Annotated in this window: 22 protein-coding genes; 19 read left to right on the forward strand and 3 right to left on the reverse strand. The window is 58.9% G+C overall.

Annotated features, from left to right (window positions below; genetic code table 11):
* Positions 1-54 precede the first annotated feature (54 nt).
* The 11 genes from AC2FNN_RS05615 to AC2FNN_RS05665 all read left to right on the forward strand — a co-directional run bounded on the left by AC2FNN_RS05615 (position 55) and on the right by AC2FNN_RS05665 (position 14,039).
* The gene (locus tag AC2FNN_RS05615; RefSeq protein WP_496757174.1) at positions 55-1,905 is read left to right on the forward strand and encodes an ABC-F family ATP-binding cassette domain-containing protein; all 1,851 of its coding nucleotides are present in this window, start codon (positions 55-57) and stop codon (positions 1,903-1,905) included.
* A complete protein-coding gene (locus AC2FNN_RS05620; protein WP_496757176.1) occupies positions 1,902-2,291 on the forward strand; it encodes an ACT domain-containing protein in 390 nt (129 codons plus the stop codon). The genes AC2FNN_RS05615 and AC2FNN_RS05620 overlap by 4 nt, the downstream gene beginning before the upstream one ends.
* 2 nt (positions 2,292-2,293) lie before the next feature.
* A complete protein-coding gene (locus AC2FNN_RS05625) occupies positions 2,294-2,911 on the forward strand; it encodes a MarC family protein (RefSeq protein ID WP_496757178.1) in 618 nt (205 codons plus the stop codon).
* A 41-nt stretch (positions 2,912-2,952) separates the two neighbouring features.
* Positions 2,953-3,534 (forward strand): retropepsin-like aspartic protease family protein, encoded by a 582-nt coding sequence (locus tag AC2FNN_RS05630; RefSeq protein ID WP_496757179.1) that lies wholly within the window; start codon positions 2,953-2,955, stop codon positions 3,532-3,534.
* 48 nt (positions 3,535-3,582) lie between these two features.
* On the forward strand, positions 3,583-4,203 hold the full coding sequence (locus AC2FNN_RS05635; RefSeq protein ID WP_496757181.1) for an ImuA family protein: 621 nt from the start codon (positions 3,583-3,585) through the stop codon (positions 4,201-4,203).
* A gap of 62 nt (positions 4,204-4,265) precedes the next feature.
* Positions 4,266-5,480: an MFS transporter gene (locus tag AC2FNN_RS05640; protein WP_496757182.1), complete on the forward strand. Its 1,215-nt coding sequence runs from the start codon at positions 4,266-4,268 to the stop codon at positions 5,478-5,480.
* A complete protein-coding gene (locus AC2FNN_RS05645; RefSeq protein WP_496757184.1) occupies positions 5,477-6,073 on the forward strand; it encodes a YceI family protein in 597 nt (198 codons plus the stop codon). The genes AC2FNN_RS05640 and AC2FNN_RS05645 overlap by 4 nt, the downstream gene beginning before the upstream one ends.
* Positions 6,074-6,153: 80 nt before the next feature.
* Positions 6,154-7,374, forward strand: a complete 1,221-nt coding sequence (locus AC2FNN_RS05650) for an MFS transporter (RefSeq protein WP_224855425.1) — start codon at positions 6,154-6,156, stop codon at positions 7,372-7,374.
* 288 nt (positions 7,375-7,662) lie between these two features.
* Positions 7,663-9,495, forward strand: a complete 1,833-nt coding sequence (locus tag AC2FNN_RS05655; RefSeq protein ID WP_496757186.1) for a methionine--tRNA ligase — start codon at positions 7,663-7,665, stop codon at positions 9,493-9,495.
* Positions 9,496-9,797: 302 nt separating this feature from the next.
* The gene (locus AC2FNN_RS05660) at positions 9,798-10,898 is read left to right on the forward strand and encodes an efflux RND transporter periplasmic adaptor subunit (protein ID WP_496757228.1); all 1,101 of its coding nucleotides are present in this window, start codon (positions 9,798-9,800) and stop codon (positions 10,896-10,898) included.
* A gap of 3 nt (positions 10,899-10,901) precedes the next feature.
* A complete protein-coding gene (locus AC2FNN_RS05665) occupies positions 10,902-14,039 on the forward strand; it encodes an efflux RND transporter permease subunit (protein ID WP_496757188.1) in 3,138 nt (1,045 codons plus the stop codon).
* A gap of 71 nt (positions 14,040-14,110) precedes the next feature.
* On the opposite strand, the gene glpD is transcribed toward AC2FNN_RS05665, so the two are convergent.
* Positions 14,111-15,700, reverse strand: a complete 1,590-nt coding sequence (gene glpD / locus AC2FNN_RS05670; protein ID WP_496757190.1) for a glycerol-3-phosphate dehydrogenase — start codon at positions 15,698-15,700, stop codon at positions 14,111-14,113.
* Positions 15,701-15,874: 174 nt separating this feature from the next.
* On the opposite strand from glpD, the gene AC2FNN_RS05675 reads away from it, so the two are divergent.
* From AC2FNN_RS05675 to AC2FNN_RS05700, 6 genes are all read left to right on the forward strand, one after another.
* Positions 15,875-16,636, forward strand: a complete 762-nt coding sequence (locus tag AC2FNN_RS05675; RefSeq protein WP_496757192.1) for a DeoR/GlpR family DNA-binding transcription regulator — start codon at positions 15,875-15,877, stop codon at positions 16,634-16,636.
* A gap of 109 nt (positions 16,637-16,745) precedes the next feature.
* The gene (locus tag AC2FNN_RS05680) at positions 16,746-16,901 is read left to right on the forward strand and encodes a DUF5993 family protein (RefSeq protein WP_496757194.1); all 156 of its coding nucleotides are present in this window, start codon (positions 16,746-16,748) and stop codon (positions 16,899-16,901) included.
* 10 nt (positions 16,902-16,911) lie between these two features.
* A complete protein-coding gene (locus tag AC2FNN_RS05685) occupies positions 16,912-17,481 on the forward strand; it encodes a disulfide bond formation protein B (protein ID WP_496757196.1) in 570 nt (189 codons plus the stop codon).
* A 35-nt stretch (positions 17,482-17,516) separates the two neighbouring features.
* Positions 17,517-17,879, forward strand: coding sequence for a DUF3302 domain-containing protein (locus AC2FNN_RS05690; RefSeq protein ID WP_496757198.1), 363 nt, complete (start codon positions 17,517-17,519; stop codon positions 17,877-17,879).
* A gap of 21 nt (positions 17,880-17,900) precedes the next feature.
* Complete coding sequence (locus tag AC2FNN_RS05695) at positions 17,901-19,046, forward strand: HlyD family secretion protein (protein WP_496757200.1); 1,146 nt, start codon at positions 17,901-17,903, stop codon at positions 19,044-19,046.
* Between the two features lie 11 nt (positions 19,047-19,057).
* Positions 19,058-20,608: an efflux transporter outer membrane subunit gene (locus AC2FNN_RS05700; RefSeq protein ID WP_496757202.1), complete on the forward strand. Its 1,551-nt coding sequence runs from the start codon at positions 19,058-19,060 to the stop codon at positions 20,606-20,608.
* Positions 20,609-20,611: 3 nt separating this feature from the next.
* Here AC2FNN_RS05700 and mprF read toward each other — a convergent pair whose 3' ends face one another.
* Entirely contained in the window at positions 20,612-23,221 is a 2,610-nt protein-coding gene (gene mprF / locus AC2FNN_RS05705; RefSeq protein WP_496757204.1) for a bifunctional lysylphosphatidylglycerol flippase/synthetase MprF, read from the reverse strand.
* Positions 23,222-23,338: 117 nt separating this feature from the next.
* Positions 23,339-23,767 (reverse strand): Lrp/AsnC family transcriptional regulator, encoded by a 429-nt coding sequence (locus tag AC2FNN_RS05710; protein ID WP_170344639.1) that lies wholly within the window; start codon positions 23,765-23,767, stop codon positions 23,339-23,341.
* Positions 23,768-23,853: 86 nt separating this feature from the next.
* Here AC2FNN_RS05710 and rocF point away from each other — a divergent pair, with 86 nt between their 5' ends.
* Both rocF and ctlX read left to right on the forward strand, forming a co-directional pair.
* Positions 23,854-24,774 carry an arginase gene (rocF, locus tag AC2FNN_RS05715; protein ID WP_496757206.1) on the forward strand — a complete coding sequence of 307 codons (921 nt, stop codon included), beginning with the start codon at positions 23,854-23,856 and terminating at the stop codon, positions 24,772-24,774.
* Complete coding sequence (ctlX, locus tag AC2FNN_RS05720; protein WP_496757208.1) at positions 24,774-25,694, forward strand: citrulline utilization hydrolase CtlX; 921 nt, start codon at positions 24,774-24,776, stop codon at positions 25,692-25,694. Before rocF ends, ctlX begins: the two co-directional genes overlap by 1 nt.
* Positions 25,695-25,700: the final 6 nt, after the last annotated feature.

Below are 25,700 nucleotides of genomic sequence, written 5' to 3' on the forward strand. Positions count from 1 at the left end.
CTTGAACATGCCGAGCCGCTGGCGGTAGCAACACAGCTCTGCTAAGAGCGCCCCATGTTACGGATCGAAGACATCACCTATGCCGTTGAAGGCCGCCCGTTGTTTGACGGCGCAACCGCGACGATTCCCGATGGTCACAAGGTTGGCCTTGTCGGTCGGAACGGAACCGGAAAGACCACGCTATTCCGCCTGATCCGTGGCGAGTTGGCTTTGGAATCGGGGAATATCTCGGTCCCGAAACGCGCCCGCATCGGCGGGGTGGCGCAAGAGGTACCCTCCTCTGACGTTTCGCTGATCAACACGGTTCTGGCCGCCGATACCGAACGCAGCGCATTGATGGCCGAGGCCGACAGCGCCGAAGACCCGATACGCATCGCCGAGATTCAGACACGTTTGGCCGATATCGACGCCTGGTCCGCCGAGGCCCGCGCGGCTTCGATCCTCAAGGGGTTGGGCTTTGACGACGAAGACCAGCAGCGCCCCTGTTCGGATTTCTCGGGCGGGTGGCGGATGCGTGTGGCGCTGGCGGCGGTGCTGTTTTCTCAGCCCGATCTGCTGCTGCTGGACGAACCGACCAACTATCTGGACCTCGAAGGCGCGCTGTGGCTGGAAAGCTATCTGGCGAAATATCCGCACACGGTCATTATCATCAGCCACGACCGAGGATTGCTGAACCGCGCCGTGGGGTCGATCCTGCATCTGGAGGATCGCAAGCTCACCTATTACGCGGTGCCTTACGACAAGTTCGCGGAACGCCGTGCGGAACGTCTGGCACAGGCGGAATCGGAAAACGCCAAGGCCAAGGCCCGCATCGCACACCTGCAAAGCTTTGTGGATCGCTTCCGCTACAAGGCATCGAAGGCCGTTCAGGCCCAGTCGCGCCTGAAGATGATCGAACGCATCCAACTGGTCTCGACCCCACAAGAGGCGGCCCTGCGCGCCTTCAGCTTTCCGGAACCCGAGGAACTGTCGCCGCCGATCATCCAGATCGAAGGCGGCGTCACCGGCTATGGCGAAACCGAAGTGCTGCGCCGCCTGAATCTGCGTATCGATCAGGATGACCGTATCGCGCTGTTGGGCAAGAACGGACAGGGCAAGTCGACCCTGTCCAAGCTTCTCTCGGACCGGCTGCCCCTCATGGCGGGCAAGATGACCCGCAGCAACAAGCTGCGGATCGGTTACTTTGCACAGCATCAGGTGGATGAGCTTTACGTGGACGAAACGCCGCTGGACCACCTGCGCCGTCTGCGCCCTGACGAAGCGCCGGGCAAGTGGCGTTCTCGACTGGCGGGGTTCGGGTTGAATGCGGATCAGGCCGAAACCGAGGTCGGGCGTCTTTCGGGCGGACAGAAAGCGCGGCTTTCACTGCTGCTCGCCACGATCGACGCGCCCCATATGCTGATCCTTGATGAGCCGACCAACCACCTTGATATCGAAAGCCGCGAGGCGCTGGTCGAGGCACTGACGGCCTATTCAGGCGCGGTGGTTCTGGTCAGTCACGACATGCATCTTCTGAGCCTTGTCGCGGATCGTCTCTGGCTGGTTTCGGACGGTACGGTCAAACCTTTCGACGGCGACCTTGAAGCCTATCGGTCCCTGCTGCTGGCGCGCGACAGACCCGTCAAGGAAAAACCGCGGGCGGTCAAATCGAAACGCCCCCCGCGCGAGACGATACTGGCCTTGCGTGCGGATCTGCGCAAATGCGAGGACCGGATCGAGAAGCTGACGGAAATGCACGACAAGCTTTCGACCAAACTGGCCGATCCGGCGCTGTACGAGGACGAAAAGATCAACGACCTGGAAACCTGGAACCGCAAGTTCACCGAAGTCACCGAGGCCATGCAAAAAGCCGAGGCATTGTGGGTCGCGGCTGCCGAACGGCTTGAACAGGCAGAAACCGCATGAGCACGCCCATCAAGGACACCAACGCCATGATCGCGGGTATGCATCCCGACTTGCAGCCCGGCGAATTTGCCTTTGTCGTATGGCCTGACCACAAACCCTGGCCAGAGGGCACGCGGGCCAGCTGCGCCGAGGCCGAAGGGATGTCTCTTATTGTCCCGATCGCTGCGGGACCGCAAGATGCCGTCGCGATGCGTTGCATCACGTTGCAGGTTCATTCCTCGCTTGAAGGTGTTGGTTTGACCGCGGCCGTTTCCAGCGCGCTGGCGCGAGCCGGCATTCCCGCGAACATGGTCGCGGGGTATCACCATGATCACGTCTATGTCCCATCGGGTTGTTCGCAAGATGCCGTGCGTATCCTGCAAGACCTGCAACGGAGCAGCAGATAACAATGGACAGTGCATTTCTGATTACCGCGTTCACAACGCTTTTCGTGGTCCTCGACCCGCCCGCGCAAACGCCGATCTTCGTGGCGCTGACACAGGGTATGGACTGGCACACGCGCCGGTCCATTGCCATTCGGGCCTGCCTGACGGCGGGTTTCATCCTGGCCTTGTTTGCCGCCTTTGGCGAAGCCCTGCTGGGATTTGTTGGTATCTCGATGGAGGCGTTCCGCGTTGCAGGAGGCGTCCTGCTGTTTCTGACCGCGCTGGATATGCTGTTTGAACGCCGCACCAAGCGACGCGAAAACAGCGCCGAGGAAGAGGAACACCCAGACCCGTCCGTCTTTCCCCTGGGTATCCCGCTGATTGCAGGCCCCGGATCGATTGCAACGATGATTCTGCTTGCGGGTCAGCAGCCCGGTATACAGGGGCTGGCCATCGTCATCGGTGTGATGCTGGTCGTACTGGCGATGGTGTTCGTGATGTATCTGACCTCTGGCGCGGTCGCGCGGGTTTTGGGCAAAACCGGGTTGAACGTCTTGACCCGGCTGCTGGGGATGCTGCTTGCGGCCTTGTCGGTTCAGTTCATCCTGGATGGCCTAAAGGCCTTTGGTTTTGCGTCCTGAATCCCCATATATCACTCAGGTAATATTGTTGGGATAACGGTATGGATGGCGACAGCATTGCACGTTTGGCGTATCTGAGCTTGCTCGGCGCAGCGGTGGTGGCCTGGTTCATCTCTCAGAACCGGCAATCGCTGAACAAGACCCTGCAACAGATGATGGCCTGGGTGTTCATCTTTATTGGCGTCATCGCCGTCATCGGCCTGTGGGAAGACATACGGTCTTCGGTTGGCCCTGCCCCGCAGATGACCGTCACCGGCAACGCGATCGAGGTGCCTCGTGCCTATGATGGTCACTATTACCTTCCGGTTTTGGTGAATGGTGAACCGATCAACTTTCTTGTCGACACCGGCGCCAGCCAGATCGTGCTCAGTGCTCGGGACGCGAAACGTGCAGGCATCGATCCCGATCAACTGAACTATTTCGGTCGCGCCCTGACCGCCAACGGCGAGGTGCGCACAGCGCCGGTGCGGCTTGAGACCCTGACCGTAGGGCCCATTACCGATCAGAACGTATCGGCCTGGGTCAATGAGGGCGAGCTGGACAAGTCGCTTTTGGGGATGGAATATCTGCATCGTTTCTCGAGCGTCCAATTTGCAAATGGCAAGTTGATCTTGTCTCGTTGACGACCCGGATCGCTTGAGAACAAAAATAGAACATGCTAGTGTTCCGGCATGTCCACTCAGCTTCTTGGCCACAAAACTGCGCGTCAGGCACCGGGGGTAAAGCTCCATCCGCAGATCACCCTGGAACTGGGCCGCGTGCACGAGGCATGCGGCCCCGCCCGGCGCAGCTTTGCCATGTGGCTGACCGGTCAGACGCAGGGGCCGGTCTTGTGGATTTCCCCCGCCTGGGAACCCGGCCAGTTGAACCCCGATGGGATGATGGCCTTTGCCGATCCGGCCCGGTTCATCTTTGTTCACCCCACCCGCGCCGAAGATCTGCTGTGGTGCCTGGAGGAGTCGCTGCGCAGCGGGGCCATTCCGCTGATCGTCGGCGACCTGCCCGGCGCGCCGGGGCTGACACCTGTACGCCGGATGCATCTGGCTGCCGAACAGGGGGGTGCGATGGGGCGGGCTCCGCTTGGTTTGCTGCTGACACCCGGGAATGGCGGCGCGCAAGGGGTTGAAACGCGCTGGCACATGGCATCCACCCATCGGGACGAGGCTCGGATCTGGACCCTTACACGCCGCCGCGCCCGTGCCCTGCCCCCGGTCACATGGCAGGCCACCATGACCGCCGCCCGTGCCGGGTTGCATCTGGAACGGATCGAAACCGAAGACGCACCGGCATAAAGCCACATGGATCACGCAAGAAGTGACTGGTCAAAACCCGGGCCGCGCCCTAGCGTCACCACATGAGCCACCCGATCCATGACAGCCGCTATTCCTGGCTTCGCCTTCTGATCACGCTCGCCATCGCAACAGTGGCGAATGTCGGCATGTGGGCGGTGATCGTGGTCATGCCCGCAGTTGAAGCCGAATTCGGGGCCGGTCGTGCCGAAGCCTCGATGCCGTATACTCTGGCAATGATCGGTTTTGCCCTGGGCAACATGTGGCTGGGGCAGGTGGTGGACCGGCTGGGCGTCACCAGCGCCCTGATCGGAGCAGCCGTCTTGAGTGCGCTGAGCTATGTGCTGGCAACGCTGGCGCCAAGCATAATGTTGCTATCCGCGGCGCATCTCCTGCTGGGGCTGGGCACGTCGATCGGGTTCGGCCCGCTGATCGCCGATATCTCACATTGGTTCATGAAACGGCGCGGCATTGCCGTGGCATTGGTCGCCAGCGGGAATTACCTGTCCGGCGCCATCTGGCCCACCATGCTGTCCGGAATACTGGCGCGGGATGGATGGCAACAGGTCTATCTGACGCTCGCCGTGCTGACGCTTGTCGTCGTCATTCCCCTGTCGCTGCTGCTACGCCGCAGGGTTCCGTTCGAGGCACACGGCACCGCCGCAGCATCCGCCCAAATCAAGGCACGTAGCGTCGGCGTATCACCGCGCGCGCTGCAATATATTCTGGGCCTTGCCGGGATCAGCTGTTGCGTCGCCATGTCGATGCCGCAGGTTCATATCGTCTCCTATTGCGTCGGGCTGGGATATGGGCCCGCAGTCGGGGCCGAGATGCTGTCGCTGATGCTATTGGGTGGTGTTGTCAGCCGAATCATCTCGGGCCTGTTGGCTGACTGGCTGGGCGGGGTCATGACGCTTTTGATCGGTTCGCTTCTGCAATGTATCGCATTGTTCCTGTTCCTGCCCTACGATGGAATGGTGTCGCTTTACGCCATCAGCCTGCTCTTTGGTCTGGCACAGGGCGGCATCGTGCCCAGCTATGCGTTGATTGTCCGCGAATACATGCCGCCGCAAGAAGCCGGGGCGCGGGTCGGGTTCGTCATGATGATGACCATTCTTGGCATGGCGCTCGGTGGCTGGATGTCAGGGTGGATCTACGACCTCACCGGAAGCTACCAACTGGCGTTCGTGAATGGCATTCTTTGGAATGGTCTGAACATAGCAATCGTTCTGATGCTGCTCAGAAGATCCCGCCCGACACGAGAAGGGGTCATGGCATGACCCTTCTGACCCGTCGCAGCCTGCTTGCCGGGTTGGCAACCCTGCCCCTGAACCAGGCGGCACAAGCCGCATTGCGGCCATACATCCTGTCGGATGAAAGCACCCGGGTCGGGTTCACGTTTGATCTTGCGGGGGTGACACAGTCAGGGACAATGCCGATCCGGACCGCCGATGTTCAGATTGACACAGGTCGGCTACAGAACAGTCAGGTCACGGTGACACTGGACGTCAGCAAAGCCAGAACCCGGCTGCCCTTTGCCCGTATGCCCATGCTCAGTCCCAGCGTATTGGACGCGAAACAGCACCCAACGATCCGGTTTGTGTCAACAGAGATACAACTGGGCCCGGAAGGGCGAATATCAGATGGCGCTCGGATTACGGGTGATCTGAAGGTCCGCGGCGTGACCCGCCCGATCACGTTGGAGGCCAATCTGTACCGGCAGGCGGGAAGTGCGGCAAACGATCTGAGCCGTCTGACCATTGGTCTGAAGGGCGCCCTGAACCGGCATGACTTCGGCGCTTCGGGCTATCCTGACCTGGTTGACGACAATGTCGGCCTGGACATCCACGCAGAGATCATCCGCGCGACTTGATCGCCGAACGGCAAAAAACGACTCGCTAAAGTCGAATTGATGCGCGCATTGTGCGGCGACACTGCCAATCTGAGACCACCATGCGCACGATCATTTCATTTGCCGCCCTGTTTCTTTCGGTCATTCTGCTTCAGCTTTCGACAGGAGGCGTCGGGCCACTCGATGCCATATCCGGCATCACGCTGGATTTCACGACCGAACAGATCGGTCTTTTGGGGTCTTCGCACTTTCTGGGGTTTTTCATCGGCTGCTGGTGGGCGCCACGTCTGATGGGCAATGTTGGTCATTCGCGTGCATTCGCAGTTTGCACCGCGTTGGGTGCGATGGGCCTCATCGGACACACGCTGACCGAAAACCCATATATCTGGGCCGCTTTGCGTGTGGCCTCGGGCACCTGCGTGGCAGGCGCGTACACGGTGATCGAGGCCTGGCTGAACGCGAAGGTCACCAATGAAACCCGAGGACGTGCAATGGGAACGTACCGGATCGCGGACATGGGCGCGTCCCTGTGCGCCCAGTTGATTATCGCTGTTCTGCCCCCGGCCTCTTACGTCTCGTATAACCTGCTGGCGATCCTGTGCTGTGCGTCACTGCTGCCGCTGACGCTGACCAAAGCAAGCCAACCCAAAACACCTGACGCGCCCCGCCTGAAACCCGGGCTGGCTTGGCACAGCTCACCCTTGGCCGTGGCAGGCGTGATCGTGGCCGCGCTCAGCTCGGCCTCTTTCCGAATGGTGGGTCCGGTTTACGGGCAAGAGGTCGGACTTGGCGTCGATCAGATCGCATTCTTCCTGGCCTCTTTCGTATTGGGTGGTGCGCTTGCTCAGTACCCCGTCGGCTGGCTGGCTGACAAATATGACCGGCGCTGGGTGCTGATCTGGCTGTCGGCTGCCGCGGTACTCAGCTGCGGCGTCACCATGGCAGCCAGCGGCACCGGAACGATCGGCGTCATGTCGGCGGCCGTATTCTTCGGCCTGACAACCTTCCCGATCTTCTCGGTCTCATCCGCCCACGCAAACGACTTTGCCACGACCGAGGAACGGGTGGAGCTCTCGGCTGCCCTGATGTTCTGGTTTGCCTTGGGGGCAATTGCATCGCCCTACATAACCTCGACCCTGATCCAGCAGTTTGGCCCGGGTGCCCTGTTTGCCTTCGTGGCGTTCGGGCATGTCTTCCTGATCGTGTTTGGTCTGGCGCGGATGCGGTCACGCCCCACCCCCGAGGCGCGCACGAACTATGTTTACGCCCCGCGCACCTCATTCACGATTGGTCGCCTTCTGAAACGGTCGCGGGAAGACTGAACAACCCGACGCCCCCGTTTTCTGAATGTCTTTGGTGATCGCCCTGGCCATTTCGGTCGGTTCGGCATGGAACAAGGACGGGGCACTGCGACTCGGTTTCAAGGCGCTGGAGTCCCTCTGCGTGCTTCAAGAGCTTTGGGCATGTCCCCGGAACGCGATCCAGATCGTTGCGGCAGCACGATTTTCCATCCCTTCGTGGTCTAAATCGACAAGCAGGTCAATGCCGGGCTTTTGCTGGGCGATCACATCATGTAGACGGGCGCGCAGACAGTTACGCGGAAACGGATCATGGCTCGGATTCTCATCACCTCGGCGATCCCCTATATCAACGGGATCAAACACCTCGGCAATCTGATCGGCTCGCAATTACCGGCTGATTTGTACGCACGTTACCAGCGTGGCCGGGGGAACGAGGTCATGTTCCTGTGCGCCACGGATGAACACGGCACGCCCGCCGAGCTGGCCGCCGCCAAGGCTGGCAAGCCGGTGGCGGAGTATTGCGCCGACATGTATGCGATTCAGGCCGATATCGCCAACCGGTTTGGCCTCAGCTTCGATCACTTTGGCCGCTCGTCCAGCGACCAGAACAAGCGCCTGACCCAGCATTTTGCGGGCAAGCTGGATGACGCGGGCCTGATCCGCGAAGTCAGCGAGAAACAGGTATATTCCAACGCCGATGGCCGCTTTCTGCCTGACCGCTATATCGAAGGCACCTGCCCCAATTGCGGCTATGAGCGCGCGCGCGGCGACCAGTGCGAGAACTGTACCAAGCAGCTGGACCCGACGGACCTGATCGAGCCGCGTTCGGCCATTTCCGGTTCGACCGATCTGGAGGTGCGCGAAACCAAGCACCTGTATCTGCGCCAGTCGGCGATGAAGGATCAGCTGGATGCGTGGATTAACAAAAAGATTCCTCCAAAATTGGACAGAGTTATTTTCGATGGCGACAGCAGTGGATTAGTTGAAACTGAAGACCTGTCAGGCTTCAAAGACAACCCATATTGGCCAACATTAACTACCTCGATTGCCAAGAAATGGCTGCATGACGGCGACGGTTTGCAAGACCGCGGCATCACCCGCGATCTGGACTGGGGCGTGCCCGTCAAAAAAGGCGATCAGGATTGGCCGGGAATGGAAGGCAAGGTCTTTTACGTCTGGTTCGACGCCCCCATTGAATACATCGCCTGCGCCAAGGAATGGGCCGACGCCAACGGCAAATCCGATGCCGATTGGGAGCGCTGGTGGCGCACCGACAAGGGCGCGGACGATGTGCGCTATGTCCAGTTCATGGGCAAGGACAACGTGCCGTTCCATACGCTGTCCTTCCCGGCCACCATCCTGGGCACCAACGCGCATAATGAAGAGACCGGATCGCCCGAACGCTGGAAGCTGGTGGATTACATCAAGTCGTTCAACTACCTGAACTATGACGGCGGCCAATTCTCGACCAGCCAGGGCCGTGGTGTGTTCATGGATCAGGCGCTGGATATACTGCCCTCTGACTATTGGCGCTGGTGGCTGCTGAGCCATGCGCCCGAAAGCAGCGACAGCGAGTTCACCTGGGAGAACTTCCAGCAATCGGTGAACAAGGACCTTGCAGACGTTCTGGGCAACTTTGTCAGCCGGATCACCAAATTCTGCCGCTCGAAATTTGATGAGACCGTGCCCGAAGGTGGACAGTTCGGACCCCGCGAGCAGGCCTTGATCGAAGAGCTCACCAAACGCGTCCGCGCCTATGAAGGCCATATGGAAGCGATGGAGGTTCGCAAATCCGCGCAGGAGCTGCGGGCAATCTGGGTTGCAGGAAATGAATATCTACAGGCCGCAGCTCCGTGGTCCACATTCAAGGAAGACCCCGAGCAGGCCGCCGCGCAGGTACGTCTTGGCCTGAACCTGATCCGGCTTTACGCCGTTCTCAGCGCACCGTTCATCCCCGACACCTCGGCCCGCATGCTGAGCGCGATGAACACGCTGGATACCAGCTGGCCCGATGATGTTGCCAGCGCGTTGAACGCTTTGCCGTCCGGCCACGATTTTACCGTGCCAGACGTTCTGTTCGCCAAGATAACGGATGAACAGCGCGAAGAATGGCAGGACAGGTTCGCGGGAACCCGCGACTGATCGGTCCGGCACAATGGATACGGGGGGCCCATTTCGGGCCCCTCTTGCTTGGGCCCCGCGGCCGCGTCAGGGCCTAAGCCAGCATAAGTGCTTGAACTTTTGACCTCCGCCCTGACCGGCGCGGGACTCATCGCGCTTGAGATATTGGCGCAAAAAAGTCATCCTGAGACCAGTTTCCTCCGACTCGCGCCGCCGTGGCGACTGGGTCGGTATCTTTTGTTTCTGCATCGAACGAGGCTTTCGCCATGTCCCCAGCATTCCTTTCACCCAACAAGATCAGCAGGCATTTGGCCGCCGCATTCATGCTGATGTCCTTGGGTTTGGCGCATCCCGCGACCGCGCAGGAAGAAGGGGCACCGCCAAAGGTTTCCATAGCGGCGGCCTATTCCGAGGAAATCACCGACGAAGCCACGTTCATCGGACGCGCCGAGGCAATCAACAAGGTCGATATCGTGGCGCGCGTGAACGGGTTTCTCAACAGCCGCGAGGTCGAGGATGGGGCGACCGTCAAGGAAGGCGATCTGCTGTTCACCATCGAACCCGACCTGTATGAGGCCACGCTTGAGGCCCGAAAGGCCGATCTGAACCGGGCCGAAGCAAATCTTGAACTGGCAAAGGTCGATCTGGCGCGTAAAGAAGAACTTTACAAACGCGACGCGACGCCAGAGTCAGAACGCGACATTGCCCGCGCCAACGAGTTGGTCGCCGAGGCAGAGGTGAAGGCGGCCAATGCTGCGATCCAGCAGGCCGAGCTTGACCTGAGCTACACGCAGATACATGCGCCATTCGACGGCCGTATCGGCAGGATCACGACCAGCGTCGGAGATGTGGTCGGCCCGAACAACCCTCCTCTGGTCAATATCGTCAGCGAGACGCCGATATATGTGAATTTCTCTTTGAACGAAAAGCTCTTCACCTCAGTCTTGCAGACTTATGGTGAAAACTCGGCATCGCTGGCGGAAAGCCCGCAAAGCCCGAACGTGCACGTCATCCTGCCCAACGGCACCGAGATGGATGAAGTCGGCAGAATTGTATTCGTTGACAACCGTATCGACCCATTGACCGGCGCAATTACCATTCGCGCCCAGTTCGACAACGCGGACCGGCTGATTCTGGACGGCGCCTTTGTGAATGTGCAGATCGAAGCGCTGGAACCGACCTTGCAGGTTCTGGTGCCTCAAGCCGCCTTGCAGCGCGATCAGCGGGGTGAGTTTGTCCTGGTGGTCAACGACAAGCAGATGGTTGAACAGCGTTACATCACCACCGGTGACACGGTTGGAACCGCGATTATTGTGCTGGACGGGCTGCGCGAAGGCGAAAGCGTCATTGTCGAGGGCCTGCAACGGGTTCGCCCCGGCGTCGCTGTTGACGCAGTCGTCGCCTCTGAGCAACCGGGAGAGTAACAGATGTTCTCAGCCCTGTTTATCAGCCGGCCCAAGCTGGCGCTCGTCATTTCGCTGGTGCTGACCATCATGGGCGGTATCGGATACCTGGTGCTGCCGGTCGCGCAGTTTCCCGATATCACCCCGCCCGTGGTCAATGTCTCGACCACCTATACCGGCGCAAACGCCGAGACCGTTGAAAACACCGTTGCCGCGCCGATTGAGGCGCAGGTCAACGGTGTGGACGACATGATCTACATGACGTCCAGATCATCGGACAACGGGTCCTATTCGCTGGATGTGACCTTTGAGGTCGGCACCGATCCCGACATCGCATCGGTCAACGTTCAAAACCGGGTGGCGCAGGCCATGTCGTCGCTGCCAGCCGAAGTGACTTCGTCCGGCGTGGTGACTCAGAAATCTTCGACCAACATGCTGATGCTGGTCACTCTGACCTCACCCAATGGGACCTATGACAGTGTGTTCCTGTCGAACTATGCCTCGATCAATCTGCGCGATGCGCTGGCGCGCGTGCAGGGCGTCGGCAAGGCCGATGTTCTGACCAACCTTGAATACGCCATGCGGATCTGGATGGACCCGGACAAGATGGCGGCGCTGTCCATCACACCGGGGGATGTCATCAATGCAATCCGGGAACAGAATATCGAAGTGTCCGCCGGTTCGATCGGTGCGCCACCCGTTCCCGAAGGGCAGACGTTTCAATACACGATTAAATCCAAAGGCCGCCTGACATCAGCAGAGGAATTCGGTGACATCGTGATCCGAACAGGTGACGCCGGTGCCATCGTCCGCGTCAAAGACATCGCCCGGGTAGAGCTTGGCGCGGAATATTATGCGGCTTCGGGCTATTTTCAGGCGGTTCCAGCCACGGTTATCGGCATCTATCAGGCCCCCGGTGCAAACGCTTTGGCGGTTTCGGAACGTGTCCAGACTGAGTTGGAGCGGCTGTCCCGCGCCTTTCCGACGGATGTCGAATATGATGTACCCTTCAACACGACCGACTTTGTCGAGGCTTCTTTGAACGACGTGGTCTCGACCCTGATCCTGACCTTCATTCTGGTTATTTCGGTTGTGTTCGTGTTCCTTGGAAGTTGGCGCGCTACGATCATTCCGGCAGTGGCAATCCCGGTATCCCTGATCGGTACTTTTGCATTCCTGCTGGCGTTCGGGATGTCGCTGAACACCATCTCGCTGTTCGCCTTGGTGCTGGCCATCGGTATCGTGGTAGATGACGCCATCGTCGTCGTCGAGAACGTGGAGCGCATCATTGCGGATGAAGGGTTACCCCCTGCTGAAGCGACCCGCAAAGCCATGGGCCAGATCACTGGGCCGGTCATCGCGACCACGCTGGTTCTTCTGGCGGTGTTCGTGCCGGTCACGTTCATGCCCGGTATCTCAGGGCGGCTGTATTCCCAATTTGCCATTACGATCTCGACCGCTGTTGTAATCTCGTCCATCAACGCGCTGACCCTTTCGCCGGCCCTGTGCGGCTTGGTTCTTCGCCCCCGGTCCGGCCCTCCCAAAGGGGTGCTTGCGATGTTCGAAAGCTTCATCGGCACCGTGCGCAACGGCTATGTCGCCATTGTACGAAAGCTGCTGGTTTTTCCGGCCATTGCACTGGCAATCGTGGTTGGGCTTGGCATGGGAACCGGGACAATCATGTCCAACACCTCAGCCGGATTCATTCCGCTTGAAGACAACGGGTATCTGTTCGTTGATGTTCAGTTGCCCGATGCCGCAACGTTGGAACGGACCGAGGCGGTGACCGCTCGTCTTGACGAACAGATAAGAGAAATCCCGGGCGTCGCCAGCACGGTTCTGGTCAACGGCTTTTCGATGCTGAACGGCACGATCACCAACGGCGCCGCGATTTTCGTCAACCTCGAAAACTGGAGCGAACGGCAGGAAGAGGATCTGAGCGCGGACGCCATTCTGGCCAAAGTGCTGGCGATCGCGAACGGTGAATCAGCAGCTTCGGTCCTTGCTTTCAACCCACCGCCCATCCAGGGCCTTGGCATGTCCGCCGGTGTCGAGATGGAAGTTCAGCAAACCGGCGGTGGCACTCCGCAGGATCTGGCCTCGGCTGTGGGTTCGTTCGTGTATTCGGCCAATCAGAGGCCCGAGATCGGGCAGGCTTATACGACCTTCCGCGCCAACGTCCCGCAGCTGTTCGTTGATCTGGACCGCGAAAAAGCCAAAACGCTGAATGTCTCGGTCGCCGAGATATTTCAGACCATGCAGGCGCAGTTGGGATCTTACTATGTCAATGACTTCAACCTGTTCGGTCGCGTCTATCGCGTGATGATTCAGGCCGAAGGAACCTATCGGGACAATGTCGAAGATATCGCGAACCTCTATGTCCGTTCCCAAAACGGAGACATGGTGCCGCTGGGGACATTGATCGACGTTGAAAACGTGCTGGGTCCGGTCCTGCTGAAGCGCCACAACCTGTTCCGGTCGGCCACGGTGACGGCGGTCCCAGCACCCGGCTTGTCCAGCGGCGACGCAATCAGCGTGATGACCGAAGAATCCGCGACCGCCCTGCCCCCGGGCTATGCGTTCGAATGGACAGGGACAGCGCAGCAACAGCTGGCCTCGGGCAGCCTGGTGATCATCATCCTCGGGCTTGCCATCCTGTTCGGTTACTTGTTCCTGGTGGGTCAGTATGAGAGTTGGACGCTACCTGTTTCAATCCTGCTTTCCGTTGTCGTAGCCCTGTTTGGGGCCGTGGCGGCGGTGGCCATCGTGGGCAGTGACATCAACCTCTATACGCAGATCGGTATGATCATGCTTGTCGGGCTGGCCTCGAAGAACGGTATTCTGATCGTCGAGTTCGCCATGGAGCAACGCGCCAAGGGTCTTTCCATCAAAGAGGCCGCCGCAGAGGCTGCGTATCAGCGTTTTCGCGCTGTGATGATGACTGCACTGTCCTTCCTGCTTGGCGTTGTCCCCCTGCTGGCCGCGAACGGAGCCGGTGCCGCCAGCCAGAAGGCGATTGGTGTCGCGGTATTTGGCGGGATGCTGGCCGCAACGCTGGTTGGTGTGATCGTGGTGCCCGTGCTCTATGCCTTGATGCAAGGCATGCGGGAATGGTTGAAGGGCAGCAAGAGCGACCCCGACCCTACGGAAAAAGCCGCCTGAACACCGAAAGCCCCATCTGAACTGATGGGGCTTTTTTGCAATTCCGCTACTGGGATTCAGGCTTTTTCAAGCTACCCCTTATCCTCGGACCGTTCGGACATCCATTGATCGATCCGCGCAATCTGCTCGTCATTCAGCCGCAAGCCCAGCTTGTTGCGGCGCCAAACCACATCTTCGGCGGAACGGGCATATTCCTTGTCCATCAGCCACGCGACCTCTTTCGATGTCAGGGTTGCGCCAAACTCCTCTCCTAGATCGGATACCTGTTTTGCATCACCCAAAACATCCCTTGCTTCGGTCCCGTAAGCTCTGATCAGGCGGGCAGCCCAGCTTTCGGTCAAAAAGGGATAGGCCGCCATAAGATCGCTTTTCAGGGTTTCGACAGCATCCACCGGAAAATCACCCCCCGGCAGTGCGACACCTGCGGTCCAGGGGCCGGGCAGGTTCGGAAAAAACTCACCGACCTTCTCAAGCGCGCTTTCTGCAAGCCTGCGATAGGTCGTGATCTTGCCGCCGAACACATTCAAAACAGGCGCCCCGCCCTGCGCATCGACTTTCAACGTGTAATCCCGCGTTGCCGCAGTGGCACTGCTTGCGCCGTCATCATAAAGAGGCCGCACGCCGGAATAGGTCCACACGACATCATCGCGCGTTATGCTTTTTTTGAAGTATTTCGATGCGAAGGCGCACAGGTAATCTTGCTCGGCCTCGGTGCACACCGGTTTGGTCGACGGGTCCGGATGATCCTGATCCGTTGTCCCAATCAAGGTAAAATCCTGCTCGTACGGTATGGCGAAAATGATGCGGCCATCTTCGCCCTGAAAAAAGTAGCATTTGTCGTGATCGTAAAGCCTGGGCGTCACGATATGACTGCCCCGCACAAGCCGCACGCCTTCGCGAGAGTTCACGCGAATCTTGGATTGAATGATGTCGCCCACCCAGGGCCCACCCGCATTGATCAGCATCTTGGCGCGCACCAAACGGGTCTCACCACTGTTCCGATCCCGAACGGACACGTCCCAATGATCGCCGACCCGCTCGGCCGAGGTCACCTCGGTCCGCACCATGATCTGCGCGCCGCGTGCCTCGGCGTCACGCGCATTCAAAACCACCAATCGCGAGTCTTCGATCCAGCAGTCGGAATACTCATAAGCGGTTTCGAACTTGTCCTGCAACGGGGCCCCCTCGGGCGCTGACCGCAGGTTCAATGACGTCGTGCCCGGCAGGATTTTGCGCCCGCCCAGATTGTCATACATGAACAGGCCCAACCGGATCAGCCAGGCCGGACGCCGCCCGCGCATCCACGGCATGACCGTGCTGAGCAACCGCGAGGTCGGCGTTTCGGAATCAAACCGCATATCCTTGTGGTAGGGCAGCACAAAACGCATGGGCCAGCTGATATGCGGCATCGCGCGCAACAGGGTTTCACGCTCGATCAGGGCCTCACGCACCAGGCGAATTTCAAAATACTCAAGATACCGCAATCCGCCGTGAAACAACTTGGTCGAGGCAGAGGACGTGGCAGAAGCGAGATCGTTCATCTCGGCCAGCGTCACCGAAAGACCCCGCCCGGCGGCGTCCCGAGCTATTCCACAGCCATTGATCCCGCCACCGATGATGAAAAGGTCTGTGATCTGGTTGTCCGTTGACTGCATATCCATTGATTCCCTGCCTGACACGGTTGCGGGCATTAGCCAGAATGCCTTTCGCTTCGTCAATGTTTATGTTCGTTTTCTTTCCTTTTGCAACGCTGGTATGATTTTCAAGCAAGTTGGCTTGCCAAAATCAACAAAAAGAACAAAAACGAAAATCAATCCTCTGAACCGGAACCGCCCATGTCCTTGTCTTTTCGCCAATCCGACATTCTGGAAATCGCCAGCACCGAAGGGCGCGTTACCGTCGAGGGGCTGGCTGAACGCTTTGGTGTCACCGTTCAGACGATCCGGCGCGACCTGACCGAGCTTGCAGATGCGGGCAAGCTGGACCGGGTTCACGGGGGCGCGGTTCTCCGCTCGGGTGTTTCAAATATCGGATACGAGGACCGCCGCGCGCTGAACGCGGACGCCAAGACCCGCATCGCTCAAACCTGCTCGGCTGATATCCCGGATGGCGCATCAATTTTCATGAACATCGGAACCTCGACCGAGGCCGTGGCAAGGCAGTTGCTGAACCACAAGAACCTGCTGGTGGTGACCAACAACATGAACGTTGCAAACATTCTTGTCGAAAACCCGGACTGCGAAATCATCATGGCCGGCGGCGTTTTGCGTCGGACAGACGGTGGGCTGATCGGCAACCTGACCGTATCAGCCATCCGACAGTTCAAATTCGACATCGCCGTCATAGGATGTTCGGCGCTGGACACGGATGGCGATCTTTTGGACTTCGACTTTCAGGAGGTTCAGGTCAGCCAGGCCATCATCGAGAAGGCGCGCCGCACTTTTCTGGTTGCCGATCATTCGAAGTTTCAACGCTCGGCCCCGGCGCGAATAGGCTCAATTGCCGAACTTGACACGGTCTATACCGACTTAACCTTGCCCGGAAAGCTGCCAGAGCACTGTCGCGAGTGGCAGACAGACGTCATCATCTGCGACTAGAGACGGACAAATAACAACGTTCGGGAAAGTTGCGCGGCTTGCCAGATCGAACCTGGCCTGACACTATCCTTCATACAAGAATTCATGCACGGGAGGGGAGGACCGGGCCATGATGGCGCTTTTATTTTCTTTGTTTATCGCCACAATGGGGCTGAATTATTTCAAGTTGACCAAAGCTGGCAACGCCTTGTTTTTCGTCACATTGGCCATGTGTATCTACTGGCTGAAATTCCACGCCACCACCCAGCTTACAATTCAACTCTGAGGGGCTTGCCATGACACCTGAACTGTCCCGCACCCTCAACGCGATCGGTATGCTTGCCGTCTGCCTTGTACTGGCCCTGGCATTTTTCTATCAGCTTGTCCTCTATGAACTGCCCTGCCCGCTTTGCCTGCTGCAACGTGTTGGGTTCGTTGCCGTCGGCGTGGGGCTTGGTTTGAACCTGCTCTACGGTCCTCGACCGCAACACTATGCCATCGTGCTGATTGCGGCCTTGTATGGCGGCACTGTATCGATCCGCCAAATTCTTCTGCATATCGTACCCGGCACCGGGCATTACGGCTCTCCGGTTTTGGGTCTGCACTACTATACCTGGGCCGGGATCGCCTTTTTCCTTGTGTTGCTGGGCACATCGATCATGCTGTTGTTTGATCGCCAATACGCCGACCCCTCTGGTCAGGAACCAAGGTTCGGCGGAAATGCTCTGGCCAAGATCGCGTTTTTCGTCATGCTGGTTTTGGCGGTGCTGAACGCGGGTTCAACCTTGCTGGAATGCGGACCGGGTATCTGCGCTGACCCGCCGACAAGCTACAAGTTGATTGACGAATTGGACGCCGGCAACTGAAGATACCGTAACCTTCCCGAAAAGGAGGAGCGAGCATGGGACTACTGGGACAGCCGCTTGGCTATTATGACTATCTGACTTTCGTGGCATTGATCCTGCTTCTGGTGGCAGTGATGGCATTGTTTCTCTTTCTCATGGGTCTTCCGGGTCGGATCGCCATCAAACGCAACCATCCCCATGCCGAAGCCGTAAAGATCATGGGCTGGATGGGGTTTCTGGCCGTGGTGCCCTGGGTCCATGCCTTTATGTGGGCGTTCCATGATGGCGTTACGGTCGACATTCGCCGTGGCCCTGACGAGGAAAAAGACGCCATTCGCGATGAAATCAAACGTCTGGGTGGTGATGTCCGGCCTGAGTATCAAGGTCGTCTGGACACAGACGATCCGCAGCAAAGCTAAGGCCGAAGGAAGTCACAAAACATGTTCGTCGCCCTTGGCATCACGTTATTTTACATCATTTTCGTCTGGCTTATTTTCTTCAAGCTGGAACTGCTGAAATTCAACATCGCCTGGGGCATCGTATCCTTTTGGGTTGGTGCGCACCTGTTGCTGATTTTTCTGGTCGCATTGCGGTTCTTTCAGCCCTTCTCGGTCGACAGCCACGTGTTGCGTTCGACCATACAGATCATTCCCAAGCTGACACAGCCGACAATCCTGACCGAAGTTCTTGTGGAACCGAACACACCGGTCACCAAGGGTGATCCGCTCTATCGCTTTGATGACACGGTGTTTTCACTGGCGGTGGACAATGCGAAGGCGCAATTGGTCGCCGCTGAACAGAATGCCAAGATTCTGGAACAGGATGTGATCGCGTCGACCGAAGCTGTTGAACGCGCAAACGCGCAACTGGCCTATGCGCAGACTCAGCAAGCCCGGTATGAAACCCTTGTGCCCGCCGGTGGAGCGCGGCAAGACGAGCTGGACCGCTGGAACGAGCAGGTGACCGAAGACCTTGCTGCCGTCAAACAGGCCGAAGCAAATCTGGAAAAGGCGCAACTGGCTGTGGAGTCCCAGATAGACGGCGAGAACACGGGTATTCTCCAGGCAAGGGCGCAATTGGCCGAGGCTGAGTATTTTCTTGAAAACACAACGATCTACGCGCCTGAAAACGGCATGATCGTATCGCAGCAAGCCCGCCCCGGGCTGGTCGTCGGCGATGTTCGACTGGGCGCGATTGCCAGTTTCGTGACCGAGGACAGCCCCTATATTCTTGCGACCTTTCGCCAGCAGAACCTGAAATTCGTGGAACCGGGTCAAGAGGTCGAGGTGGCGCTGGATCTTTATCCGGGCGAAATCCTGACGGGCAAGGTCGAGGCGATCTGGTGGGCCACGCGCCAAGGCCAACTGATCCCTTCAGGCCGCCTGCCCGGCTTCGAATTGCCGAAACTGCCGGGTCGAATTGCCGTGCAGATCACCGTCGATGTCCCTGAAGGGCACACTTTTCCGGCTGGCGGCCACGCCGCAGTGGCGATCTATACCGGACAGGGCAAAAGCTTTGAGTTCCTGAGACGCATCAACATCCGTCTCTATTCCTTCGCCAACTTCATCCGACCGCTGGATATTTGAGGATGCGCGCCATGACACTTAGCCGGTTGATGGGAACCGCACTTTGCGCCGCCACTTTCGCGGCCTGCACGCCCGTGGGGCCCGATTTCGTGCGCCCGAACTCTCCGGTCGTGAAGCAATGGATCGAGGTAAACAGCCCCAGCGTCGGCCAAAGCGGCCTGACATCGCGCAGCGCACCCGTGGTCAAATGGTGGGAAACATTCAATGACCCGACCCTCAACCGGCTGATTGCCGAAGCTTATGCCCAGAACCTGACGCTTCAGGTCGCGGGCGCGCGGGTGCTGCAAGCGCGGGCACAGTTGGGGATTGCTTTCGGCGAATTGTACCCGCAATCCCAGGCCATAGGTGCGTCATTGCAACGGCGGCAAATCAGCGACAACCTTGGGCCTGTTGCCGATATCAACCGGATCATCCCCCTGGATACCGAATTCTCGACGTCTCAGGTTGGGTTCGACGCCCAGTGGGAGCTGGACGTCTGGGGCGCACAACGGCGCGGTGTGCAGGCGGCGCGGTCGAATCTGGCTTTGCAGGTCGCAAACTATGATGACGCATTGGTCACACTGACCGGCGACGTGGCAGCGCTCTATGTCAATATCCGTGCGTTGCAGGAATCGCTGGCGGTCGCCCGGGAAAACATCAAATTGCAGCAGGAATCGGCGGACCTGACTCAGCTGCGGTTCAACAACGGGGTCACGACCGAACTGGACGTTCAGGAATCCACTGCCCTGCTCAACAACACCAAGGCCTTGGTGCCCGAGTTGGAAAGCGACCTGCAACAGACCAAGAATGCGCTGGCCGTGCTGCTGGGGGCCACGCCGTCCCGGATGACCAACCTGCTGGGGAATTCCGGCCGTATCCCGTCAGCGCGAACAAATGTGGCCGTTGGGGTGCCGGCAGAACTGCTGCGCCGCCGCCCGGATGTCCGCGCGGCGGAACTGGCCGCTGCGACCCAATCGGCGCAGGTGGGCATCGCAATGGCTGACCTGTATCCTCAGTTCGTGCTGTCGGGCGCGATCGGTTTGCAGGCATCGGGCGGGCGCGATCTGTTCAGCGGCAACAGCACCACCGGCCTGGCCAGTGCCGGCGTGGTCTGGAACGTGCTCAACTATGGCCGCATCAATAACAATGTCCGTGCGCAGGATGCAGCATATCAAGCGCTGATTGCCAATTATCAGAATACCGTTCTAACCGCGTATTCCGAAGTGGAAAGCGCGATGGTCGCCTATGCACAAGCGCGAAAACAGGTAGGGTTCTATCAGAAAAGCGTCGAAGCCTCGCGCAAGGCCGCAGATATCGCCGTAAGCCAGTACAGGGATGGAATCGCCAGCTATTCACGCGTTCTGAACACGCAGACCGCACTTTTGCGGTCGCAGGCAAACCTGATCGAAGCGCGGCAGCAGGTGTCCAGCAATCTGGTTGCGGTTTACAAAGGCCTGGGCGGCGGATGGCAGATCCGTCAAAATCAGGAATTCCTGCCTGAAACCGTGCTGGCGGAAATGGCCTATCGCACCGATTGGGGCGATCTACTTGAAAAAACCCCGACCCGGGCCAGCCTGAACTAGGCGCTACTTGGTCAATCCGCGCAGGCCACCCGAAATCAAAATATTGACCTCATAAAGGATGCGGGGCGCGGCCAGCCCGCCAGGGCTGGCCAGATAGTTGGGGCTCCATTCCGGGTCGAATTTCTGTTTGAAGGCGCGCAAACCCTCAAAATGATAGAACTGCTCACCATGCTCATAGACAAAGCCGCCGATGCGGTTCCAAAGCGATGCAAGCTGACGGTTTTCGATGCCCGAAAACGGCGCCGCGCCCAATGAGAACCAGTGGAACCCCTGCTGCGATCCCCAGTTCATCATCTCGGCAAAAAGCGCATCCATGACAAAGCTCGGGCTGTCAGGCTCATATCGCATCAGATCCAGCGACAGCTCGGATTTGTTGCCGCCCTGAAACAGGTTGGCGAAGGCCATGATCTTGCCTGTTTTACCGTCACGCAGAACCGCGTGATCGAAATATGACAGGTACTGATCGTCAAAGCCCCCCAACGCAAAGCCCTTTTCGGCACCCGCCTTTTGCGCCAGCCAATGATCTGAAATCGCGCGCAATTCCGGCAACACCGGGGCCAGATCTTCTTTCGGAATGATCTCGAATACATATCCCTCCCGCTCGGCCCGGTTCCTGGCCTGCCTGAACCGCTTGCGCGACTTTCCGTCCAGCGAAAAATCTCTGAGCGGCACCCGCGCGACCTCGCCAATCTTCAGGATCGACAGGCCCAGATCCAGAAATGTCGGCAGGTATTTGGTTGAAACACTGTAAAAGGCACACAGTTTTCCCTCTCGGTCAGCCATTTCCCTGAGCTGCCAGATCAATTGCCGCCCCGCTTCTTCATCTCCGACCGGCTCGCCTTTCGAGATCAGAGCATTACCCGTGTCTGCATACGCAATGAATGCGGTCTCATCCGGTGAGATCAGGAACTGTTTGTCACCGGTAAGCGAGATTTGGGATTCGGTGTCCTCGCACTCCATCACAAGCTGTTCAACGACCTCGGGGATTTCCGTGCGCACAGGTGTCGGAACCTCTCGCCCGAACAGAGAGTTCACGGCCACGACACCAACGATCACCGCCACGATGAGGCTGGAGCGCAAAAAGCGCGAAGCGTCTCCGTTCCAGGCAAATTCCCACCACAGGGCGTTCTGGTATTCGACATGGGAATAGGCGAACAGTCCGATCCAGAATATCACCGCCAGCAGCGCCACGACACTGATCAACCAAGGGATATTCAGCCTGAAGATCGACGCGCCACTGACCCGGTAAAACGCCCCGCGGAACATCGCCAGAAGGCCAATCGTTCCCAGCATCGACAACGCTTCGTGAGTGTCCAGCCCCTTTGCCAGCGAGGCAAAGAACCCGGCCACCATCAACAACATTGCCACAACCCATGCGCGGTAAAGCTTTCGAAACAAACCGCGGGACACCAGCAAAAGCAGTACGCCGACAGCACTGCCGGCAAGGTGTGATGCCTCGACAAATGACAGCGGCAAAACCTCTCTCAGAACGCCAAGGTTCTGCGTGCCCGCTGGCAATGCGCCGGACACCAGCAGGACCACTCCTGCCACGGCCGCAACCCCGGCTGCCACCATGGGAACGATGGGGCGGATGACCCGATAGACCCATGTTGCGGCGCCGCCGATCCTGTGCCTTTGCGTCAGTGCGGACGCGACCGCAATGGACACGCTGGCGATACCGAACGGCAAGAAGGTGTAAACGACGCGATACAGCAACAAGGCTGCGATCACATCCGAACGTCCCGACGCCCCAAGCCCCGCGATCAGCGTGGCTTCGAACACCCCGAGCCCGCCCGGTGCGTGGCTGAGGATTCCAACGGCGATGGCCGCGATGTAGATCGTGAAGAAATAGGGATAGCCAACGCCCAGATCGTCCGGCATCAGGACATAGAGCGCCATGGACGCGCCAACCAGATCTCCGATGGCGGCCAGTGTCAGAAGGCTGGCCAGTTTGCCACCCGGCAAGTCAAACCCGATACCTGCGACGGCCAACCGCCTGCCGCCGCTGGACAACCATATGAACATCGCAACCAATGCCCCCAAAAGGCACAGCCCGATGACGGTTTCCACCGTTTCGCTGACAGGCATCACTTTTGAAATTCCGTCCGGATGCACGGTCAGCAGCACACCCAGAACCAGAACAAGCCCCATCCAGAACGCGACCCAGGACGTTGCGATAACCCCGGCCACCCGCCCCAGATCCAAACCCAGCGACGCATATATCCGATACCGGATCGCCGTTCCGGTAATGTAAGAAAACCCCAGACAGTTCGACACGGCATAGCCGCTGGCCCCCGCCATTCCGGCAACAGGCAACGGCACTTTGCCGCCCGCCACGCTTTGTACGGCAAACACATCATAGAGCGACAGCGACAGGAAACTGAACGCGGTCCAGCACAATGCGAAAAACATCAGTTTCCACGACGTCGTTGCGATATCTGTCTGGACATCTGACCATTTCACATGCGCCGACAAATCATGCAGAACCGTCAGCGCGATCCCGGTCACGAGAACCGGTATCGCAATCCGCAGCCAGGGTTTTTCCAACATGGCCGTAAGCTTTTCGGCCCAGTGCACGGCCATAGATTCACCGTCACTTTCCGCATTGGTCATGCTGCACGTCCCCGTCAGTTTCTGATCGCAGATACCACGCGCGACTCATCCGCCCGTCGACGATTCAGACTTCATCTGCCAACGGACTCTGGCACATTTTGTTTTTATCTCAAAGCGCTAGAGCCGCCCCTTGCGTGTTGACAGCAAAAGGTTCGTTTCCGAACGCGTCACGCCGTCGATCTTTCGGATCTGAAACAGAACCTCGTCCAGTTCGGCCAGGGTTTCCGTACTGATCTCGGCGATCAGGTCCCAGCTGCCATTTGTCGAATGAACTGCCGTCACCTGACGCATGGCACCGATCCGGGCCATGACGCGTTCCGTCCCGCGCCCTTCTATCTCGAGCATCATCAACCCGCGCACCGGGCTTTGCGCCAGATCGCGACGCGTCAGGACGGTAAAGCCGACGATTTCACCGGACTGTTTCAGCCGCTGCAACCTGCTGCGGACCGTGGTGCGCGTCACGCCCAGTGTTTCCGAAAGTTCTGACAGGCTTGCCCGTGCATCCCGTTGCAACGCATTGAGCAGCCGATTGTCCAATTCGTCCATGGCATCTTCTCATAAAGGATTTTCCGAGACCATTTTGAGCATTTTGCCGACTTCACGCAAGACAGTCCGACGGCCTAAATGAACACATGGAAATCAAGGATATCATACTGGTCGGCGCCCCAATGGACGCCGGAAAACGCCGTCAGGGATGCCGGATGGGACCTGATGCGTATCGCGTGGCAGGGTTGGATGAGGCGCTGTCTGATCTTGGTCACACCGTTCACGATTGGGGCGACGTGCAGGCCGAAAACGTCGACATTCCGCAACACCCGCACCTGTTCGCCCTGCCCGAATGTGTGGGGTGGACGCGCGCGCTCAGCAAAGCTGCGCATAACGCGGCTGGTCAGGGCATTCCGATTTTCATGGGGGGTGATCACGCCCTGTCCATGGGAACGGTGACCGGGATGGCCGCCCACGCAGCTCAGATCGACCGGCCCCTTTTTGTGCTATGGCTTGACGCCCACAGCGACTTTCACACTCCGGACAGTACCGGCAGCGGCAACCTGCACGGAACGCCGGTGGCGTATTTCACCGGCAGACCCGGATTCGAGGATTTCCCCCCTTTGCCCGCCGTCATACCGACGGATCGCGTCGGCATGATCGGATTGCGTTCTGTCGACCCGGCGGAACGGGCGGCGCTGGAGCAAGACCGCGCCATGCTGGCGGATATGCGCAGCATTGATGAAAACGGTATCAAAGCCCCCCTTTTGTCCTTTCTTGATCGCGTGAAGGCAGAAAACGCTCTGCTACATGTATCTTTGGATGTCGATTTCCTCGACCCGGCAGTGGCCCCCGCAGTCGGCACGACCGTGCCCGGCGGTGCGACCGAGCGCGAAGCCCACCTGGTGATGGAGCTGCTGCACGAAAGCGGGCTTGTCTGCTCGCTGGACCTGGTCGAACTGAACCCGTTTCTGGATGAGAGGGGCCGAACCGCAAAACTGATGGTCGATCTGGCCGCCTCGTTGATGGGCCGCCGTATCTTTGACCGTCCCACCCGGAGTTTCTGATGCTGTCTCTTCAAGCGCCATCTGCCGCCGTCATGATCCGGCCGCACGCATTTGCGTCCAACCCGGAAACACGCGATGACAATGCCTTTCAAACGCTCAGCACCGCATCCGCCGAGGCCACGTCGGAAGCGGCCAGGGATGAACATGATCGGGCGGTACAGCACTTGCGCGACGCCGGTGTCACTGTTCATGTGTTTGACGATTTCGGCGACCTCAACACGCCTGACAGCGTTTTTCCGAACAACTGGTTCTCGACGCATCCCGGCGGCCATGTGGCGATCTACCCGATGTTCGTGCCATCGCGCAGACGCGAACGCCGGACCGATGTAATCGAACTGCTCAAACAGGAATACCGTGTGCAGGATGTCATCGACTATTCCGGGCTGGAACAAGACAACCTGGCTCTGGAAGGGACCGGCGCGATGGTGTTGGATCATGTGGCCCGCATCGCTTACACGGTGACGTCCAATCGCGCCGATCCGGTCCTGTTGGAACGGTTCTGCACACATTTCAACTATGAACCAATCGCCTTCGAAGCCCGCGATGCCAGGGGCCGGGACGTTTATCACACCAACGTATTGATGGGTATCGGCACACATTACGCCCTGATTTGCCTCGACATGATTTCGGACCCGGCCCGCCACATGACCGTTCGCAATCGGCTGGAAGAATCCGGTCGAACGGTCATTGACCTGACGCACGACCAAATTGCCGAGTTCGCAGGTAACGCCATTGAGCTGACCGGACGGGATGGGTTGGTTCTGGCCCTGTCCAGCAGGGCACTTGCCGCCCTCACACCAGACCAAATCGCAACAATCCAGGACAGCGCAACACCGTTGCCGCTGTCCGTTCCAACAATTGAAACCGCCGGTGGGTCCGTGCGCTGCATGATTGCAGGCGTTCACCTTGCCCGCCGATAGGAGAAC

It is taken from the genome of Ruegeria sp. BHSA118, assembly GCF_059613405.1.

Bases quoted from the DNA above. Each gene is read 5' to 3' on its own strand.
- AC2FNN_RS05615 (WP_496757174.1), top strand. From the start codon at position 55: ATGTTACGGATCGAAGACATCACCTATGCCGTTGAAGGCCGCCCGTTG.
- AC2FNN_RS05620 (WP_496757176.1), top strand. From the start codon at position 1,902: ATGAGCACGCCCATCAAGGACACCAACGCCATGATCGCGGGTATGCAT.
- AC2FNN_RS05625 (WP_496757178.1), top strand. From the start codon at position 2,294: ATGGACAGTGCATTTCTGATTACCGCGTTCACAACGCTTTTCGTGGTC.
- AC2FNN_RS05630 (WP_496757179.1), top strand. From the start codon at position 2,953: ATGGATGGCGACAGCATTGCACGTTTGGCGTATCTGAGCTTGCTCGGC.
- AC2FNN_RS05635 (WP_496757181.1), top strand. From the start codon at position 3,583: ATGTCCACTCAGCTTCTTGGCCACAAAACTGCGCGTCAGGCACCGGGG.
- AC2FNN_RS05640 (WP_496757182.1), top strand. From the start codon at position 4,266: ATGAGCCACCCGATCCATGACAGCCGCTATTCCTGGCTTCGCCTTCTG.
- AC2FNN_RS05645 (WP_496757184.1), top strand. From the start codon at position 5,477: ATGACCCTTCTGACCCGTCGCAGCCTGCTTGCCGGGTTGGCAACCCTG.
- AC2FNN_RS05650 (WP_224855425.1), top strand. From the start codon at position 6,154: ATGCGCACGATCATTTCATTTGCCGCCCTGTTTCTTTCGGTCATTCTG.
- AC2FNN_RS05655 (WP_496757186.1), top strand. From the start codon at position 7,663: ATGGCTCGGATTCTCATCACCTCGGCGATCCCCTATATCAACGGGATC.
- AC2FNN_RS05660 (WP_496757228.1), top strand. From the start codon at position 9,798: ATGCTGATGTCCTTGGGTTTGGCGCATCCCGCGACCGCGCAGGAAGAA.
- AC2FNN_RS05665 (WP_496757188.1), top strand. From the start codon at position 10,902: ATGTTCTCAGCCCTGTTTATCAGCCGGCCCAAGCTGGCGCTCGTCATT.
- glpD (WP_496757190.1), bottom strand. From the start codon at position 15,700: ATGGATATGCAGTCAACGGACAACCAGATCACAGACCTTTTCATCATC.
- AC2FNN_RS05675 (WP_496757192.1), top strand. From the start codon at position 15,875: ATGTCCTTGTCTTTTCGCCAATCCGACATTCTGGAAATCGCCAGCACC.
- AC2FNN_RS05680 (WP_496757194.1), top strand. From the start codon at position 16,746: ATGATGGCGCTTTTATTTTCTTTGTTTATCGCCACAATGGGGCTGAAT.
- AC2FNN_RS05685 (WP_496757196.1), top strand. From the start codon at position 16,912: ATGACACCTGAACTGTCCCGCACCCTCAACGCGATCGGTATGCTTGCC.
- AC2FNN_RS05690 (WP_496757198.1), top strand. From the start codon at position 17,517: ATGGGACTACTGGGACAGCCGCTTGGCTATTATGACTATCTGACTTTC.
- AC2FNN_RS05695 (WP_496757200.1), top strand. From the start codon at position 17,901: ATGTTCGTCGCCCTTGGCATCACGTTATTTTACATCATTTTCGTCTGG.
- AC2FNN_RS05700 (WP_496757202.1), top strand. From the start codon at position 19,058: ATGACACTTAGCCGGTTGATGGGAACCGCACTTTGCGCCGCCACTTTC.
- mprF (WP_496757204.1), bottom strand. From the start codon at position 23,221: ATGACCAATGCGGAAAGTGACGGTGAATCTATGGCCGTGCACTGGGCC.
- AC2FNN_RS05710 (WP_170344639.1), bottom strand. From the start codon at position 23,767: ATGGACGAATTGGACAATCGGCTGCTCAATGCGTTGCAACGGGATGCA.
- rocF (WP_496757206.1), top strand. From the start codon at position 23,854: ATGGAAATCAAGGATATCATACTGGTCGGCGCCCCAATGGACGCCGGA.
- ctlX (WP_496757208.1), top strand. From the start codon at position 24,774: ATGCTGTCTCTTCAAGCGCCATCTGCCGCCGTCATGATCCGGCCGCAC.